Consider the following 16,117-nt stretch of genomic DNA (forward strand, 5'->3'; position numbering starts at 1 on the left):
TCTCGGGGGGTCTGGGGGGCAGACAGCCCCCCAGCCTCGCCGCCCCGACGCGCCGTTTTACAAAGGCGCCCCTAGACGTTCAGCAGCAGATGTTCCCGCTCCCAGGGCGAGATCACCTGCAGGAATTCCTCGTATTCGGAACGTTTCACGATGCTGTAGACGCGTGCGAATTCAGGCCCCAGCACCTCGTGCAGCGCGGTCGAGGCCTCGAACATCTCGAGCGCCTGGCCCAGCACCCGGGGCAGGTCGCCCTCGCCGTCATAGGCGTCGCCCTTGTATTGCTTCGACGGCCAGCGCTCTTCCTTCATGCCGAGAAAACCGCAGGCGAGCGAGGCGGCGATGCCGAGATAGGGATTGCAATCCATGCCTGCGAGCCGGTTTTCCACGCGCCGCGCCTCGGGCCCCGAAAGCGGGATGCGGATGCCTGTCGTGCGGTTGTCGCGGCCCCATTCGAGGTTGATGGGCGCGGCGTGGTCGCGCACGTAGCGGCGGTAGGAATTCACGTAGGGCGCCATGATCGCGGTGGCTGCGGGCAGATAGGTCTGCATACCGCCGATGAAGTGGAAAAACGCGTCCGTCTCGCCGCCCTGCGGGCCCGAGAAAATGGATTTCCCGGTTTCGATATCGTTCACCGAATGGTGGATATGCATGGCCGATCCGGGCTCTTCGGCGATGGGCTTGGCCATGAAGGTCGCGAAACAATCGTGGCGCAGCGCGGCCTCGCGGATGAGCCGCTTGAAGTAGAACACCTCGTCGGCGAGCTTCACCGGATCGCCGTGGCGCAGGTTGATCTCAAGCTGACCGGCGCCGCCTTCCTGGGTGATGCCGTCGATCTCGAAGCCCTGCGCCTCGGCGAAATCGTAGATGTCGTCGATCACCGGGCCGAATTCGTCGACCGCGGTCATGGAATAGGCCTGGCGCGCGGCGGCGGGACGGCCCGAACGGCCGATCATCGGCTTGATGTCCTGCGCCGGATCGACGTTGCGCGCGACGAGGTAGAACTCCATCTCGGGCGCCACGACCGGCTGCCAGCCCTCGGCGCGGTAAAGCTCGACCACGCGTTTGAGAATGTTGCGCGGGGCGAAGGGGATCGGGCGGTCCTTGCGGTCATAGGCGTCGTGGATGACCTGCAGCGTCCAGTCCGCCGTCCAGGGCGCGGCGGTGGCCGTGCCCATGTCGGGCTTGAGGATCATGTCGCGTTCGATGAAGCCCTCGTCCTCGTCGGCGGCCTCGCCCCAATCGCCGGTGATCGTCTGGAAGAAGATCGAATCGGGCAGGTGGAAGGTCTTCTGCTTGGCGAATTTCGACGCGGGCACCGCCTTGCCGCGCGCGATGCCGGGGATGTCCGAGATGATGCACTCGACCTCGTCGAGGCGACGGTTTTCAAGGTAATCCTGCGCCGCCTTGGGCAGGTGCGCGGTCCAGTCGTCGCTCATGCGGATATCTCCTCGCCATGGAAGAAGCGGGTGAATTGATCGGCGATGCGCGCCCGGTCGAGGGACACGCCGAGGCTGGCGCGCGCCGCGTCCAGTTGCGCGTCGGGCACCACGCCGGGGCCGCGTTTCTCGATCAGGTCTGTGATGAAGGCGTCGTCGAATTCGGGATGGCCCTGCACCGAATAGGCCCGCTGGCCGTAGAGCAGCGCCGCGTAGCGGCAGAAGGGATTGCCCGCGACCACTTCGGCATCGTCGGGCGGGGTGATGACCTGATCCTGATGCCAGGCATGGATTCTCAGCGGCTCACCGGCGAAATCGTAGTCCGTCGCCCCCACTGCCCAGCCGCCGTCGAACTTCTCGACGCGGCCGCCAAGCGCCTGCGCGATGACCTGGTGGCCGAAACAGACGCCCACGAGGGGACGGCCATCGGCGTAGATGTCGCGGATGAGCGCCTCGAGCGGCGGCAGCCAGGCGTGATCCTCGTAGACCCCGTGCTTCGAGCCGGTGATGAGCCAGCCATCGGCGGCCTCGGGGCCCGGGGGAAACTGGCCGTCGACGACGCGCCATGTCTCGAAGGTGAAGCCGCGCCCGTCCAGAAGATCGCGGAAGAGCGCGTCGTATTCGCCCGTCCGCTCCGCGATTTCGGGCGGCAGGAGGCCGGTCAAAAGAATGCCGATTTTCATGGATCACCGGGTGTTGGTTTGCAGCAGAGGTAGGCGAGAGCCGCCCGGGGGACAAGCGTCAGACCGTGTCGAGATAGATTTCCACCTGCTCTTTCGGCGACAGCTCGGCCATGTAGTGCCGCTCCTGCTTCTTGGTCAGAAGGTAGTTGCGGATCAGCTCGGCGTGAAAGATGCGGGGCATGATCGTGCTTTCTTCGAACAGCGTGATGGCGTCCGACCAATTGTCGGGCATGTGGTCCATCTCGATCGCGTAGGCATTGCCGGTGATGGGCTCGGGCGGGGCGATGCCGTCCTCGATCCCGTTGAGCGCCGCGCCGAGGATCGCGGCCAGCGACAGATAGGGGTTCACGTCGCCGCCCGAGACGCGATGCTCGATCCGCCGCGCCGAGGGCGCGCCCGAGGGCACGCGCAGCGCCGCGGTGCGGTTCTCATAGGCCCAGCAGAGACCCGTGGGCGCATGGGCTTCGGGCACCAGCCGGTCGTAGGAATTGAGATGCGGCGCGAAGATCAGCGCGCTGTCCTTCATCGCGGCGAGGCAGCCCTGGATCGCGTGACGCAGGACATCGGTGCCCAGCGGGCCGCCATCGTCGAAGATGTTGTCGCCGTTCCGGTCGAGAACCGAGAAATGCGCGTGCATCCCCGAGCCCGAGTAATCCTCGTAGGGTTTGGCCATGAAGGAGGCCGCGAAGCCGTGGCTGCGCGCGAGCCCCTTCACCAGCATCTTGAAGAGCCAGGCATCGTCGGCGGCGCGCAGCGCGTCGTCGCAATGCATCAGGTTGATCTCGAACTGGCCGAGCCCGGCTTCGGAGATCGCGGTATCGGCGGGAATATCCATCGCCTCGCAGGCATCGTAGAGATCGGTGAAGAACGTGTCGAAGGCGTCGAGCGCGCGGATCGACATGGTCTCGGCGGCCTTGCGGCGCTTGCCGGAGCGCGGCGAGATCGGCACCTCCAGCGTGCGGCCCGAATCGTCGATCAGGAAAAACTCGAGCTCGACCGCGACGACCGGGGTCAGCCCGCGCGCGGTGTAGCCGTCGAGCACGGTGCGCAGCGCATGGCGGGGATCGCCCTCATAGGGGCGGCCATCCTCGCGGAACATCCAGATCGGCAGGAGCGCGGTCGGCGCCTCGAGCCAGGGCATGGGCAGGAAGCCGCGTTCGGTCGGGCGCAGCACGCCGTCGCGGTCGCCGGTCTCGAAGACCAGCGGGCTGTCGTCGATATCCTCGCCCCAGATGTCGAGATTGAGCACCGACATCGGGAAGCGGGTGCCGTCCTCGACGATCTTGTCGCCGAACCGCGAGGGCACGCGCTTGCCGCGCGGCTGGCCGTTGAGGTCGCAGGCGGCAACCCGGAAGGTGCGGATCTCGGGGTGCTTCCGCAGGTAGTTCTTCATCGTGAGCGAGGACATGGGACGACCTTCATGGAATTTGATCAAATTTGTCACGGGCCGGGACGGCTGGCAAGGGGAAGGTTCCGGGGCGGTTGGCGCTTCGGTGGCGCGGGATCGGGTCCGGGGCAGGATGGTGCCGTGTGTCTGAGCGTGGATTTCGGTGTCTCAAAGCCTGGGCGGCTATAGGCTGCAGAGACCTCGAAGCGCGCACCAAGGCTGCCGTCCGCCATCGGCGCTCCGGCCTCGAAGGATCGGCTCTCAGGTGCCGCGTGAACCAATCCACCGGCCCGGGGCTGTCTCTCTCAGAAGCCTGCGAGACCGATCATGCCTTATCGGATCACGTTCATCCGCATCTTGAGCCGCTGCCGCCGGTCGCTTGGCAGGTGACGGTTCAGTCGGCGATTGATGAGCCCGAAGATCGAGATGATGACCAGCGTCAGCATGATGAAATACCCCGCCAGGATCGGGTAGGGCACGAAGGGGTTGAAGGTCTTGTCGGCGAAATAGCTCGCGTAATAGAGGGCATCGCCGCGCTGCTGCCAGGCCGGAAACCCCGAGAAGAACACCAGCGTCGTGGATTGGAAGAGGAAGATCGCCTCGTTGGTGTAGGCGGGCCAGGCCAGCCGTAGCATGGTGGGCCAGGTGATCCGCCGGAAGCGCGGCCAGCCCGAGAGACCGTAGGCGTCGGCGGCCTCCATGTCGCCCTTGGGCACCGATTGCAGCGCGCCGTAGAAGATCTCGCCCGAATAGGCGGCGGTGTTCAGGAACAGCACGATCAGCGCGCCGAGCCAGGCCGAGGACAGCACGTCGAAGAACGGCGCCACGGGTTTCAGCGCGAGGAAGCAGAAATAGGCGAAGAAGAACTGGATGAAGAGCGGCGAGCCCCGGAAGACGAAGATGAACCATTCCGAGGATTTGCGGATCAGCCGGTTATGCGACGCCTTGCCCATCGCGACCGCCGTGGCGAGGAAGAAGCCGAAGGACAGGGCGACAACGCCGAAATAGATGTTCCAGATCATGCCGGAGCCGATCAGCGTGAATTGCTGGCAGAGCGTGAAGTCGGTGCGCGGCAACAGCCGTTCGCCGATGCCCACGGAGCGCAGGCCGTAATCCATGATCGTCTGGGTGCAGCTCATGCCGCCGCCTTCCGCTGCGCTTCGCCCGCAAGCGTGGCCTGGCCCCGGGTCAGCCGCCCCATGATCCGGTCGAGCACGATCTCGGAGACCCGGGTGAAGGCGAGGTAGAAGATCAGCAGCGCCAGGAAATACCACATGCGCCAGTCGCCATGGGGATAATCGGTGAAGCGCGGGGTCTTGGCGGACCCCAGCTCGCGCGCCCAGTAGACGATATCCTCGATCCCGAGCAGGAACAGCAGGGGCGTGGCCTTGATCAGCACCATCCAGAGGTTCGAGAGGCCGGGCAGCGCGAAGACCCACATCTGCGGCACGAGGATGCGCCAGAAGGTCTGGCGCGGCGACAGGCCATAGGCCTCGGCAGTCTCGATCTGCGCGCGTGGCACGGCGCGCATGGCGCCATAGAGCACGTTCGCCGCAAAGGCCCCGAAGACGATGGCGAAGGTCAGAACGGCGACGAAGAAGCCGTAGGTCTCATGCACCCATTGCGGCGCTGTGCCGAGGGGCAGCTTGGCCTCGGCGCAGACGATGAAATCCGATCCCTGCCGGATCGGTTCGGACCAGTCGGGGCATTTCCACTTGTGACGCAGCCATTCGAAGGCCTGGTCGAGGGCAATGACGAAGAACAGGAAGAAGGCGATGTCGGGCACGCCGCGGACGACGGCGATGTAGCCCTTGCCGATCCAGCGCAGCGGCGGGATGCGCGAGCGCGCGGCCGACGCGCCGCCGAAGCCGAACAGAAGCGCTGTGGGCGCGGTGATCGCCAGCAGCAACAGGACCGTGCCGACCGAGATATAGAGCGACAGGTGCTTGCCCGTCGTCAGGTAGCACATCAGCCAGGAGAGGCCGGAAAGCTGGCTCGGATCGGTGCAATCGAACATCGTCGCTCAGTCTTGTGAGGGCAGGACGGCGTAATTGGAAAGAGGCAGGGCCGGAGGGGGCCACACGGCTCCCTCCGGGATCGGGTCGGATCAGAAGCGCGGGCTGTCTTCGCCCAGCCACTTCACGATCATCTCGTTCAGCGTGCCGTCATCCTTCATGGTCTGGATGGCCGAGTCGAAGGCTTCGCGCATCTCGGGGTCGCTTTCGCGGAAGGCCATGCCGATGCCGCCGCCAAGCGGCACGTCGTCACCGACGAAGACCATGCCGGAATTCTCCTCGACCAGCGGGATGAGGAAGTCCTTGTCGGCCATGACCGCGTCGGCCTCACCGGACATCACCGCCGCGATGGTCTCGTCGGGGGTGGGGTATTCCAGCAGCGTCGCACCCGATTCGGCCACGTGGGCGGCCTGGATCGTGCCCGTTTGCGCGGCGATCACGCCACCCGCGATATCCGCATCCTCGGACATGGCCACGTAGGCTGACGGCGAGGGCGGCGTGTAGTTCTGGGTGAAGTCCACGACCTCTTCGCGCTCGTCGGTGATCGACATGCCCGCGATGATCGCGTCGTAGTTGCCCGAGACGAGGTTCGGAATGATCGAATCCCAGTCGTTGGTGACCCATTCGCAGGTCATCTCGGCGCGCGCGCAAAGCTCGTCGCCGAGTTCCCGCTCGAAGCCCGCGACCTCGCCCGCATCGTCGAGGTAGTTGTACGGAGGGTAGGCGCCCTCGGTGCCGAGGCGAACCACCGAATGGCCCGCGGCGAAGGCCGTGGAGGCCGTCACGGCCAGGACGGCGGTTCCCATCAGAAGCGTTTTCATGTCTGGTCTCTCCCTGAGTTTGACATTTTTTTGGTTACGGCCCGGTGCCTTCTCACTCCGCCATGGTGGAGCTGAGGAAGCCTCGCAGCCGTTCCGATTTCGGAGCGCGGAACAGCGTCTCCGGCGGGCCCTCTTCTTCGATGAGGCCCTGATGCAGGAACACGACGTGTTTCGAGACGTCGCGTGCCATTTTCATGTCATGCGTGACGATCAGCATGGTCCGGCCCTCCGAGGCCAGGTCCTTGATCACGCGCACGACTTCCTGCTCCAGTTCGGGATCCAGCGCGGATGTCGGCTCGTCGAACAGGAGCGCCTCGGGTTCCATGCAGAGCGCGCGCGCGATGGCCGCGCGCTGCTGCTGGCCGCCTGAAAGCTGTGCGGGATAATTGTCGGCCTTGTCGCCGATGCCGACCTTGTCGAGATAGCCGCGCGCGGCATGCTCCACCTCGGCGCGGTCGCGGCCGAGCACGGTCAGCGGCGCTTCCATGACGTTCTGCAGGATCGTCATGTGCGCCCAGAGATTGAATTGCTGGAACACCATCGACAGGTTCGTGCGGATGCGCAGCACCTGTTTGGGATCGGCGGGGCGGCGGTTATGGCCCGCGCCCTTCCAGCGCACCGGCTCGCCCTTGAACAGGATATCGCCCTGCTGGCTGTCCTCCAGAAGGTTGGCGCAGCGCAGAACCGTGGACTTGCCCGAGCCCGAGGAGCCGATCAGTGAGACCACGTCGCCACGATGGGCGCTGAAGCTCACGCCCTTGATGACCTCGAGCGCGCCATAGGCCTTGTGCAGATCGCGGATGTCGAGAACGGGCGTTTCGCTGGTCAAGGTGAACTCTCACTGGCAAACGGCACGGGGCCGACACCCAAAGATGAGAGGATTTGCAAAGATATTGCAATGCGAAAGCCCGATTTACGTCCGCTTCCGGCCCTGATGACCCGTGGTCAGCCGCAGATCCGGTCAGCCATCGCGCGCAGCGACGCGCTGTCGCGCGCGGGCGCTGTCCTGGTCGGTGACGCCCAGAAAGTTCGTCACGAGGCGCAGAAGCGAATCCTCCGCCGGGTCCCGGTCGCCATCGGCCAGTGCCACGGACCACAGCGCCTCGATCACCGCGATGCGATGTTCGTAGGCCACCGCATCCTTGATCGCGCGGGTGAAGCGCACGGTATCGGGGGCCTCGGCCTCCAGCGCCTCGGCCTCGCGGCGCAGGTCGGTCGCGGCGGCGTCGCTCAGGTCGTAGCGGGTGGCGAGAATGCGGTCGATGCGCGCCAGCTCGTTCTGGTCGGCATGGCCGTCGGCCCGCGCCACCCGCACCAGAAGCGCGGAAAGCGCAAGGCGGGCATCGTCATCGGGCAATCGTGTCGGGCCGGGCGCCGTGAGGCGGTCTAGGAAATCCTTGAACATGCAACGCAGATAATCGCCTTCGCCGCGCTGTCAAAGCCTCAGCTGACGTGCAGGTCGCCCTTACGCTGTCGGCGCAGTCCGAAACGGGCGGACAGGGTGCGTTCCAGCCGGGTGGCGTCGGGATGCCGCCCGCGCAGTTCGGCATTCATGCAATCGGCCAGCGACCGGCGCTCATCCTCGGGGACATGGCTCATCACCAGCCGGGCCAGTTCCTCGCCCGAGCGGACGGCACGGGCCAGCGCCTCGCAGGAGGCCCGCATCTCGGACGCCTCGGTCCGGGTCAGATCGAAGCGCCGCGCGAGGATGCGGTCGAGCTCGGTCGGGCCGATCAGGGCGTCGGGAAGGTCGCGTTCGGCGGCGTGCACGGCCAGGGTGGCCAGGGCCATCGGCGTGTCGGCGGGGTCGAGCCAGCCGGCATGGGGCGCGTTGATCCACATGAGCAGACGTTTGGACATTCCGGCCCTCCCGGCCTGTGCCCGGCCATCTGGTCGCGGGGCGATCACGCAAAGACCCGCGCCGTGGCACGTCTCCGCGTTTTAGAGTGTCCGAGGGCGGGGCGCTTGTCTACAAAGTTTACGCAAGCACGTCTTTGCGTCAATCGCCGCCGATCAGGGCCGACAGGTCGCGAGCGGCCTCGGCAAGCCCCCAGGGCGGGGAAACCACGAACATCCCCGAGCCGGTCATGCCATGGCCCTCGCGCGCGGGCGGAAAGCGCAGCTCGGACGTCAGCGCGTCCGGGAAACGCTCCTGCAGCGCCGCCAGCATCGGGCGATGGCGCGCGTCGCGCAGGATCGGATACCACAAGACGAGGATGCCGACGTTCCACGCCCGCGCGAGCTTGGTGAAATGCTGCGGGATCGCGGCGTAATCCGCCTTCACCTCGTAGGAGGGATCGCAGAGCAGAAGCCCCCGGCGCGGCTCGGGCGGCACGAGGCTGTGGGCCAGCGCGAAACCGTCCTGCCGGTAGGTCTGCGCGCGGGTGACGCTGCGGGTGAGGGCGGCGTATTCGCCCGGATGCAGCTCGGCGAGATGCAGGCTGTCGCTGCCCCGCAGCAGCGCCTCGGCGATGAGCGGCGAGCCGGGATAGGCGCGGGGGCCGTGGGCGGCGCGCACGGCACCGAGCGCGCGGGTCAGGGGATGGCCTTCGGGCAGGGCGATCCGGTCCACGCCCGCCGCCGCCTCGCCGGTCTTTTGCGCCTCGGCGCTGTCGAGATCGTAGAGGCCGCGGCCCGCATGGGTCTCGATATAGCTCAGCGGCTTGTCCTTCCGCGTCAGGTAGTCGAGCATCCAGGCCAGGAGCCCGTGCTTGTGCAGATCGGCGGCGTTGCCCGCGTGATAGGCGTGTTGATAGGACAGCATGCCCGCGCTTTACCCCGCAGCACAGCTCTCATCCACCCATTTCAGGAAGCTTTCGCTGCCCCGCTCCACCGGCAGCGCCCAGAGCGCCGGTTCGTCATAGGGGTGCGCGGCGAGGATGAGTGCTGCGAGCGCGTCGTAGCCCCGGGCGGGCACCTTGAAGAGCAAGCGGAATTCCCGGTCCTCCTGCACCGCGCCCTCCCAGAGATAGACCGAGGCGATCTCCTCGATCTGCACGCAGGCGGCGCGGCCGTCGGTCACGGCCCGGCGGGCGAGGGCCTCGGCCCCGTCGCGGCTGTCGATCGTGGTGAAAACGTTGAGGATCTCGGTCATCGGCGGGCCTCCCATCTGAGATAGAGTTCGAGGGCTGCGAGGAAGGGCAGATAGAAGCCCACGAACATCAGCTGATCGAAGAGCCCGGTGAATGCTTCGTTCGAGGCCAGCCCGTCCGTCGCCCAGTACCACAGCCCGTAGAGCAGCCGGTAGAGGAACGAGCCCACCGCGAGCACCGTGAGCCTGAGCGCCCAGGCGCGGTGGCGCAGGGTGGCCTTGTCGATGGCGTGATAGACGGTGTTGGCCGCGGCAACGAGCAGCAGCACGCCGTAAAGCGCAAAGCCCGCCGACATGAGCGGGCCGCCGATGGTGCCGCGGAGCGCGATGTAGATCAGGCCGGTGAGGCCGGTCAGCGCGGCGGCGGTCAGGAGCGTGTAGCCGAGCCTGCGATGGAGCTGCGGGTATCTGGCGCGAAGGCTCGGGATGAGTTGCAGCGGGGCGAGCGCGGTGATGAGCGCACCCGCGATCATGTGGGTGAAGATGGCGAGGTTCGGCCCGGGCGTGGTGTAGAGCCGCGTTTCGGCGGCGAGGTCGGAGGTGAGCCCGCGCAGCCCGAAGGCCGCCGAATAGAGCGCGAAGGGCGCGGCGATCAGGACGAGAAGCAGGGCTGTGACGGTGATCGGGCGGGGCATGGCGGGGGATATGGGGCGGGGTGGTGGGGTGTCACCCACCCTACAGCGGGTTGGCGGAATGTCATCCTCGGGCAAAGCGCGCCGCCGTCCGCATGGGGGTCGTCATCCTCGGGCTCGACCCGAGGATCTCCGGTCACTTGACGCGCGAGGAGGGGAAAGGTCCTCGGGTCAAGCCCGAGGATGACGTCTCATCGCGCGCAACGCTGGGGGTGCCGGGTCTGCGCCGGACCGGGGGGCTGGCGCTGCTCGGGTCGTGGTGGGCGCTTTATGGCTGTGGTGTCATTGCTCTGGTCGAGCGGGGCGCTGGCTGAGAGGATGCGCCAGACCGGCGGGACCGGGTCATGCCAGAGGCATGCTTCCAGCTTGGCGCAGTTCCGGCGCCTTTGGTTTTATTCGATGCTGCCAAAATAGCTCCACATTTCAACGCTTTAAATAGCTTGCTGACTGAGACTCTTCAAATCAATCGGGAATATATAATTCTTTCTCATTTTTCGTGTGAGTTTTTCCAGATTTATATATTCCAGTGGAGATATATCGATAATGAGCGTTGTTAAGTTGAGACCAGCGGCTTCTCTTTAGGTGAGTATTTTGGCATCTGCGCCTTGATATATATAAAGCTGAACCCTGGTCATTCTCGCGGATTGCGTAGGCATGATCTGAAGGCCTGCCAGTGATCGTTTCAAGTCTGGCATGACTTTTTTCTATCTCGACTGATGCTTTCTCCATAAGGCTTTCTGTGTTTCGCCTTACTTCTGAGTGCGCTGTATACATGCAGCTAATATATCTTCTCACAAGTATCTTGAGGTCTATTTTTTCAAATCCTTGCTCTTCAATCTCGCGTATTATTTTTTTGTTTATCTTTTTACTGTTAGTAATCTTTTCGGCTCTTAAGTACGGACTCAGCGAGTTTCTTTGGCGCTTCGGGTCCGCCTCTGTTATGCGGGTCGAACCGGACTCAATTCGATATCCGACAGAATATCCTGATAACGGCATGGAGTCATGGGCAGCAAAGTTTCGCAGTGCATCAGCCAGTCTATATTCGAAGAAACTGTCGAACTTGTTTGAGAATATACTTTTGAATTCAACAAGCACCTCCTTACTATTGGGAAGAAGTTTTGCAAGTCGATAAACCCGCTCCTCGTAACTCTTTGCTGCCATTAAGACAGAAAAAACTCTGAGGCTAATTCGCGACCGGCCTTCCGAAAATGCGTTTTCATGATCGTCTAGTGAAGATATATCAGAGAAAAAGTGCTCAAGAGACAGGCTAAATAAATCAGTTTCAAACTCCAAGAAAGATTTAGCTAGAACATCAAAGCTGTCTTCAATCTGCTCACAGAAAGCTATCCATGATACACAAGATTCTAATACACTAAATTCTTCTTCGCCAATATCATTTTTTGTATAACCTCGTATAAGCAGCGATTCGACAAGTTTTGGCATTCAAACCAACCTCGACACATCCTTAGCCGCCCGCACAAAATCCTTGAACAAGGGATGCGGATCGAACGGCTTCGATTTCAGCTCCGGGTGGAATTGCACGCCGATGAACCACGGATGGTCGGACCATTCCACGATCTCCGGCAGCCGCCCGTCCGGGGACATGCCCGAGAAGCAGAGCCCCGCCTTCTCCAGCGCCTCCTTGTAGGTGATGTCGACCTCATAGCGGTGGCGGTGGCGCTCGTCGATGGTCAAGGTCCCGTAGGCCTCGGCCACGCGGCTGCCCGGCGTCAGCACCGCGTCATAAGCGCCGAGGCGCATCGTGCCGCCCTTGTCGTCGTCGGGGCGGCGGTTGACCTTCTCGTTGCCCTGCACCCATTCCTTGAGGTGATAGACCACCGGCTCGAAGCGCTTCTTGCCGGCCTCGTGGTCGAATTCCTCGGAGCCCGCGCGCTTGACCCCGGCCACGTTCCGCGCGGCCTCGATCACCGCCATCTGCATGCCGAGGCAGATGCCCAGATAGGGCACCTTGTGTTCGCGGGCGAATTGCGCGGCCTTGATCTTGCCTTCCGTGCCGCGCTCTCCGAAGCCGCCGGGCACGAGGATCGCGTGGAAGCCTTCGAGATGCGGTGCGGGGTCCTCGCGTTCGAAGATCTCCGCATCGACCCAGTCGACGTTGACCTTCACCCGATTCCAGAGCCCGCCATGGGTGAGCGCCTCGGCGATGGATTTGTAGGCGTCCTCGAGCTGGGTGTATTTGCCGACGATGGCGATATTCACCTCGCCTTCCGGATTGGCGATGCGGTCGGCCACGTCCTCCCAGACCGAGAGGTTCGGCTTCGGCGCGGGGGTGATCTGGAAGGCGTCGAGCACCGCCTGATCGAGCCCTTCGTAATGGTAGGCGAGCGGGGCCTCGTAGATCGACTTGAGGTCCTGCGCGGCGATCACCGCGTCCGGGCGCACGTTGCAGAACAGCGCGAGCTTCTCGCGTTCCTTCTGCGGGATCGGGCCTTCGGAGCGGCAGACGAGGATATCCGGCGCAAGGCCGATGGAGCGCAATTCCTTGACCGAGTGCTGGGTGGGCTTGGTCTTCAGCTCACCTGAGGCCTTGATGAAGGGCAGCAGCGTGAGGTGCATGAAGATGCACTGGCCGCGGGGTTTTTCCTGGCTGAACTGGCGGATCGCCTCGAAGAAGGGCAGGCCCTCGATATCGCCCACCGTGCCGCCGATCTCGCAGAGCATGAAATCGACCTCGTCCTCGCCGATCGAGATGAAGTCCTTGATCTCGTTGGTGACGTGCGGAATGACCTGGATCGTCTTGCCGAGGTAATCGCCGCGGCGCTCCTTCTCGAGCACGTTCATGTAGATGCGGCCCGAGGAGATCGAGTCGGTCTTGCGCGCGGGCACCCCGGTGAAGCGTTCGTAATGCCCCAGGTCGAGATCGGTCTCGGCCCCGTCATCGGTGACGAAGACCTCGCCATGCTCGAAGGGCGACATCGTGCCCGGATCGACGTTGAGATAGGGGTCGAGCTTGCGCAGGCGGACCGAGAAGCCGCGCGCCTGCAGAAGGGCGCCAAGCGCGGCGGAGGCCAGCCCCTTGCCCAGAGAAGACACAACACCGCCCGTGATAAAGATAAAGCGTGCCATATGGCGCGAACCCCGTGATTTGCCTCAATACAGTCGAGCGATGAAGGGCGGATCGCGCCCCACCCACGGCCCGCTCGGACCGCAGCATCACGGGATTTGGATCGTAGGGGATTCGCATGAACATGGCAAGCCAACCGCAAGATGCTGTTGCGGGGCTCTGCGTATCCGCAAAGGGTGGTGGGCCGGCCGGCCCCGAATTATTCGGCTTGCGGGATCAGCGGACCGTCGCCGGTATCGCCCGCGGAGGGCGGCGGCAGAAGTCCGTCCGTGTCGAGCCCCGGCACCCCGGTGCCATCGTCGTCCGTGGCCGCCCCCGGCACGCCCAGCCGGTCGAGCACCGAGCCCGTGGCCGAGTTCTGCGCGGCGAAGATCGTCAGCGTCAGCGATGTCGCGATGAAGGCCGCGGCGAGCCCCCAGGTCAGCTTGCCGAGCGCCGTACCGGCCGAGCGTGCGGACATCGCACCGCCCCCGCCGCCCGAGCCCATGCCCAGCCCGCCCCCTTCGGAGCGCTGCAGGAGCACGACGCCGATAAGCGCGAGTGCGAGGAGAAGATGCACGATCAGGATGACGTTCTGCATGTCGGTCCGCTTGTGGCTGGGCTGCGATCCGTTGCGAGATAGGGGATTTGCGCGGCGCCCGCAACCCGGCGCGCTTGCCTTGCGCGGGGTTTGTCGTGTCTCCTCGCGGCAGGGGCGCCCGCGACCGGCCGCCGCCCGTCCCGCGCCGTCCGAAAGGAGCCCGACCATGACCGAGAAGCCTGTGCATCTGCCTGCCGCCGAGATCGCCGCCATGGCGGGGCTGCAGAAGACCCATTTCCTGAACCCGCGCGCGCGGCGACTGAACAAGTCGCTGGGCGATGCCTGCGGGTTGACGGGGCTTGGCGTGCACCTGATCGAAGTGGCGCCGGGGGATCTCAGCACCGAATATCACCGCCATTACGTCGAGGACGAATGCGTCTATGTCCTCGAGGGGACAGGCATGGCGCGTCATGGCGAGACGCGGCAGGCCATCGGGCCCGGCGATTTCCTGGGCTATGCCGCGGGCGGCCTCGCGCATGACATCGAGAATACCGGCACAAGCGTGCTGCGGATGCTGGTGATCGGGCAGCGGCTCGACCACGACGTGGGCGATTATCCCGAACAGGGAAAGCGCATCTTCCGCAACGCGGGCCTGCCCTGGGCGGTGGCGGATCTGGACAGGCTGGATTTCCCGCAGGCGGGCGCGAAAAAGTAGGGCGGGCGCGGTCATCGCGCCTTTCGGCGCTTTTCCCGGTTTCCCCCCGCGCGCCCGCCCGATAAGAGGACACCGTTTGAACTGCCGGGGCGAGGGATCGAAATGGCAAACGTGGTCGTCGTGGGTGCCCAGTGGGGCGATGAGGGCAAGGGCAAGATCGTGGACTGGCTCAGCGAGCGCGCCGACGTGATCGCGCGCTTCCAGGGCGGGCACAATGCGGGCCATACGCTGGTGATCGACGGCAAGGTCTACAAGCTGCACGCGCTGCCGTCGGGCGTCGTGCGCGGCGGCAAGCTGTCGGTGATCGGCAACGGTGTCGTGCTCGATCCCTGGCATCTCGTGCAGGAGATCGCGACGGTGCGCGAACAGGGCGTCGAGATCAATCCCGAGACGCTGATGATCGCCGAGAACACGCCGCTGATCCTGCCCATTCACGGCGAACTGGACCGCGCGCGCGAGGAGGCCGCCAATCCCGGCGCCAAGATCGGCACGACGGGCCGCGGCATCGGGCCCGCCTACGAGGACAAGGTCGGGCGGCGCTCCGTGCGCGTGGCCGATTTGGGGGACCGCGCGACGCTGGAGGCGCGGGTCGACCGGGCGCTCACGCATCACAACGCGCTGCGCAAGGGTCTGGGCATCGCCGCGGTCGACCGCGACGCGCTCCTGGAAAAGCTGGTGGCGATCGCGGATGAAATCCTGCCCTTCGCCGCCCCGGTCTGGAAGGTGCTTCAGGAAAAGCGCAAGGCGGGCAAGCGCATCCTCTTCGAAGGGGCGCAGGGCGCGCTTCTCGACATCGATTTCGGCACCTATCCCTTTGTCACCTCGTCGAACGTGATCGCGGGGCAGGCGGCGACGGGCGTGGGGCTCGGCCCTTCGGCCATCGATTACACGCTCGGTATCGTGAAGGCCTACACGACCCGCGTGGGCGAAGGGCCGTTCCCGACCGAGCTAAAGGACGAGGATGGCAACCGTCTGGGCGAACGCGGTCACGAATTCGGCACGACCACCGGGCGCAAGCGGCGCTGCGGCTGGTTCGATGCCTGCCTCGTCAAGCAGACCTGCGCCACCTCGGGCGTGAACGGCATCGCGCTGACGAAGCTCGACGTGCTCGACGGGTTCGAGACGCTGAAGATCTGCGTGGGCTACGATCTGGACGGTCAGCGCTACGACTACCTGCCGACCGCCGCCGACCAACAGGCGCGCTGCACGCCGATCTACGAGGAGATGCCGGGCTGGTCCGCCTCAACCGAGGGCGCGCGCAGCTGGGCCGATCTGCCCGCCGAGGCCATCAAGTATGTCCGCCGGGTCGAGGAATTGATCGAATGCCCGGTCGCCCTACTCTCCACCTCGCCCGAGCGGGAAGACACGATACTCGTGACCGATCCCTTCGCCGATTGAGGAGAGAGACGCTGCCCTACAAGACCAAGAAACGCCTCGCGCTGCTGATTTTGCTGGTGGGTCTGCCGATCTACGGGGTGGTCGCCGTTTCGATCATGACGTGGCTGGAGCGGCCGTCGATCCTCGTGGAACTGCTGATCTACGCGGCGCTGGGCATTCTCTGGGCGCTGCCGTTCAAATGGGTGTTCATGGGGGTCGGCCAGCCCGATCCCGATGCCGGGGACGACCAGCCCTGACCGAGCCTGCGGACCGGAATTGGAAACAATCTGGTTCGCCAAGCTTAATATTCCCCTAAATTGCCGCAATTCCGCGCGGTTCCTGCCGCTTGGCGCGC

The 16,117-nt window shown here is 64.8% G+C and carries 18 protein-coding genes; 3 read left to right on the forward strand and 15 right to left on the reverse strand.

The features are described 5' to 3' along the window. Positions 1-71 precede the first annotated feature (71 nt). From BW990_RS05085 to secG, 15 genes are all read right to left on the reverse strand, one after another. On the reverse strand, positions 72-1,436 hold the full coding sequence (locus BW990_RS05085) for a glutamine synthetase family protein (protein ID WP_076445661.1): 1,365 nt from the start codon (positions 1,434-1,436) through the stop codon (positions 72-74). After that, the gene (locus BW990_RS05090) at positions 1,433-2,119 is read right to left on the reverse strand and encodes a type 1 glutamine amidotransferase (protein ID WP_076445663.1); all 687 of its coding nucleotides are present in this window, start codon (positions 2,117-2,119) and stop codon (positions 1,433-1,435) included. Before BW990_RS05090 ends, BW990_RS05085 begins: the two co-directional genes overlap by 4 nt. A gap of 58 nt (positions 2,120-2,177) precedes the next feature. Then, a complete protein-coding gene (locus BW990_RS05095) occupies positions 2,178-3,512 on the reverse strand; it encodes a glutamine synthetase family protein (protein WP_076446354.1) in 1,335 nt (444 codons plus the stop codon). 326 nt (positions 3,513-3,838) lie between these two features. Beyond that, positions 3,839-4,645 (reverse strand): ABC transporter permease, encoded by an 807-nt coding sequence (locus BW990_RS05100; RefSeq protein ID WP_076445665.1) that lies wholly within the window; start codon positions 4,643-4,645, stop codon positions 3,839-3,841. Further along, on the reverse strand, positions 4,642-5,523 hold the full coding sequence (locus BW990_RS05105) for an ABC transporter permease (RefSeq protein WP_076445666.1): 882 nt from the start codon (positions 5,521-5,523) through the stop codon (positions 4,642-4,644). Before BW990_RS05105 ends, BW990_RS05100 begins: the two co-directional genes overlap by 4 nt. Before the next feature lie 90 nt (positions 5,524-5,613). After that, the gene (locus BW990_RS05110) at positions 5,614-6,342 is read right to left on the reverse strand and encodes a transporter substrate-binding domain-containing protein (RefSeq protein ID WP_076445668.1); all 729 of its coding nucleotides are present in this window, start codon (positions 6,340-6,342) and stop codon (positions 5,614-5,616) included. A 52-nt stretch (positions 6,343-6,394) separates the two neighbouring features. Further along, the gene (locus BW990_RS05115; RefSeq protein WP_076445669.1) at positions 6,395-7,171 is read right to left on the reverse strand and encodes an ABC transporter ATP-binding protein; all 777 of its coding nucleotides are present in this window, start codon (positions 7,169-7,171) and stop codon (positions 6,395-6,397) included. A gap of 132 nt (positions 7,172-7,303) precedes the next feature. Next, positions 7,304-7,747: a tellurite resistance TerB family protein gene (locus tag BW990_RS05120; protein ID WP_076445671.1), complete on the reverse strand. Its 444-nt coding sequence runs from the start codon at positions 7,745-7,747 to the stop codon at positions 7,304-7,306. A 38-nt stretch (positions 7,748-7,785) separates the two neighbouring features. Continuing rightward, on the reverse strand, positions 7,786-8,202 hold the full coding sequence (locus tag BW990_RS05125; protein WP_076445672.1) for a tellurite resistance TerB family protein: 417 nt from the start codon (positions 8,200-8,202) through the stop codon (positions 7,786-7,788). A 139-nt stretch (positions 8,203-8,341) separates the two neighbouring features. After that, positions 8,342-9,106 carry a 23S rRNA (adenine(2030)-N(6))-methyltransferase RlmJ gene (locus BW990_RS05130; RefSeq protein WP_076445674.1) on the reverse strand — a complete coding sequence of 255 codons (765 nt, stop codon included), beginning with the start codon at positions 9,104-9,106 and terminating at the stop codon, positions 8,342-8,344. Positions 9,107-9,115: 9 nt separating this feature from the next. Continuing rightward, positions 9,116-9,436, reverse strand: a complete 321-nt coding sequence (gene cutA, locus BW990_RS05135; RefSeq protein ID WP_143526083.1) for a divalent-cation tolerance protein CutA — start codon at positions 9,434-9,436, stop codon at positions 9,116-9,118. Then, positions 9,433-10,068, reverse strand: a complete 636-nt coding sequence (locus BW990_RS05140) for a DUF2306 domain-containing protein (RefSeq protein ID WP_076445677.1) — start codon at positions 10,066-10,068, stop codon at positions 9,433-9,435. Before BW990_RS05140 ends, cutA begins: the two co-directional genes overlap by 4 nt. 459 nt (positions 10,069-10,527) lie before the next feature. After that, positions 10,528-11,508, reverse strand: a complete 981-nt coding sequence (locus tag BW990_RS21245) for a hypothetical protein (RefSeq protein ID WP_143526084.1) — start codon at positions 11,506-11,508, stop codon at positions 10,528-10,530. Then, positions 11,509-13,152, reverse strand: a complete 1,644-nt coding sequence (locus tag BW990_RS05150; RefSeq protein WP_076445680.1) for a CTP synthase — start codon at positions 13,150-13,152, stop codon at positions 11,509-11,511. It lies immediately after the preceding gene. Between the two features lie 197 nt (positions 13,153-13,349). Beyond that, positions 13,350-13,730, reverse strand: coding sequence for a preprotein translocase subunit SecG (gene secG, locus BW990_RS05155; RefSeq protein ID WP_076445682.1), 381 nt, complete (start codon positions 13,728-13,730; stop codon positions 13,350-13,352). 166 nt (positions 13,731-13,896) lie between these two features. Between secG and BW990_RS05160 the strand changes: the two genes are divergently transcribed. The 3 genes from BW990_RS05160 to BW990_RS05170 all read left to right on the forward strand — a co-directional run bounded on the left by BW990_RS05160 (position 13,897) and on the right by BW990_RS05170 (position 16,019). Continuing rightward, entirely contained in the window at positions 13,897-14,385 is a 489-nt protein-coding gene (locus tag BW990_RS05160; protein WP_076445683.1) for a cupin domain-containing protein, read from the forward strand. A 102-nt stretch (positions 14,386-14,487) separates the two neighbouring features. Further along, positions 14,488-15,783: an adenylosuccinate synthase gene (locus BW990_RS05165; RefSeq protein ID WP_076445685.1), complete on the forward strand. Its 1,296-nt coding sequence runs from the start codon at positions 14,488-14,490 to the stop codon at positions 15,781-15,783. Continuing rightward, complete coding sequence (locus BW990_RS05170; protein WP_076445686.1) at positions 15,780-16,019, forward strand: DUF2842 domain-containing protein; 240 nt, start codon at positions 15,780-15,782, stop codon at positions 16,017-16,019. Before BW990_RS05165 ends, BW990_RS05170 begins: the two co-directional genes overlap by 4 nt. Positions 16,020-16,117: the final 98 nt, after the last annotated feature.

It is taken from the genome of Roseivivax lentus, from assembly GCF_900156805.1.
Classification (GTDB): Bacteria; Pseudomonadota; Alphaproteobacteria; order Rhodobacterales; family Rhodobacteraceae; genus Roseivivax; species Roseivivax lentus.

What these genes read in the sequence shown, in the direction of transcription:
- BW990_RS05085 (WP_076445661.1), bottom strand. Translation starts at nt 1,436, where the DNA reads ATGAGCGACGACTGGACCGCGCACCTGCCCAAGGCGGCGCAGGATTAC.
- BW990_RS05090 (WP_076445663.1), bottom strand. Translation starts at nt 2,119, where the DNA reads ATGAAAATCGGCATTCTTTTGACCGGCCTCCTGCCGCCCGAAATCGCG.
- BW990_RS05095 (WP_076446354.1), bottom strand. Translation starts at nt 3,512, where the DNA reads ATGAAGAACTACCTGCGGAAGCACCCCGAGATCCGCACCTTCCGGGTT.
- BW990_RS05100 (WP_076445665.1), bottom strand. Translation starts at nt 4,645, where the DNA reads ATGAGCTGCACCCAGACGATCATGGATTACGGCCTGCGCTCCGTGGGC.
- BW990_RS05105 (WP_076445666.1), bottom strand. Translation starts at nt 5,523, where the DNA reads ATGTTCGATTGCACCGATCCGAGCCAGCTTTCCGGCCTCTCCTGGCTG.
- BW990_RS05110 (WP_076445668.1), bottom strand. Translation starts at nt 6,342, where the DNA reads ATGAAAACGCTTCTGATGGGAACCGCCGTCCTGGCCGTGACGGCCTCC.
- BW990_RS05120 (WP_076445671.1), bottom strand. Translation starts at nt 7,747, where the DNA reads ATGTTCAAGGATTTCCTAGACCGCCTCACGGCGCCCGGCCCGACACGA.
- BW990_RS05125 (WP_076445672.1), bottom strand. Translation starts at nt 8,202, where the DNA reads ATGTCCAAACGTCTGCTCATGTGGATCAACGCGCCCCATGCCGGCTGG.
- BW990_RS05130 (WP_076445674.1), bottom strand. Translation starts at nt 9,106, where the DNA reads ATGCTGTCCTATCAACACGCCTATCACGCGGGCAACGCCGCCGATCTG.
- cutA (WP_143526083.1), bottom strand. Translation starts at nt 9,436, where the DNA reads ATGACCGAGATCCTCAACGTTTTCACCACGATCGACAGCCGCGACGGG.
- BW990_RS05140 (WP_076445677.1), bottom strand. Translation starts at nt 10,068, where the DNA reads ATGCCCCGCCCGATCACCGTCACAGCCCTGCTTCTCGTCCTGATCGCC.
- BW990_RS21245 (WP_143526084.1), bottom strand. Translation starts at nt 11,508, where the DNA reads ATGCCAAAACTTGTCGAATCGCTGCTTATACGAGGTTATACAAAAAAT.
- BW990_RS05150 (WP_076445680.1), bottom strand. Translation starts at nt 13,152, where the DNA reads ATGGCACGCTTTATCTTTATCACGGGCGGTGTTGTGTCTTCTCTGGGC.
- secG (WP_076445682.1), bottom strand. Translation starts at nt 13,730, where the DNA reads ATGCAGAACGTCATCCTGATCGTGCATCTTCTCCTCGCACTCGCGCTT.
- BW990_RS05160 (WP_076445683.1), top strand. Translation starts at nt 13,897, where the DNA reads ATGACCGAGAAGCCTGTGCATCTGCCTGCCGCCGAGATCGCCGCCATG.
- BW990_RS05165 (WP_076445685.1), top strand. Translation starts at nt 14,488, where the DNA reads ATGGCAAACGTGGTCGTCGTGGGTGCCCAGTGGGGCGATGAGGGCAAG.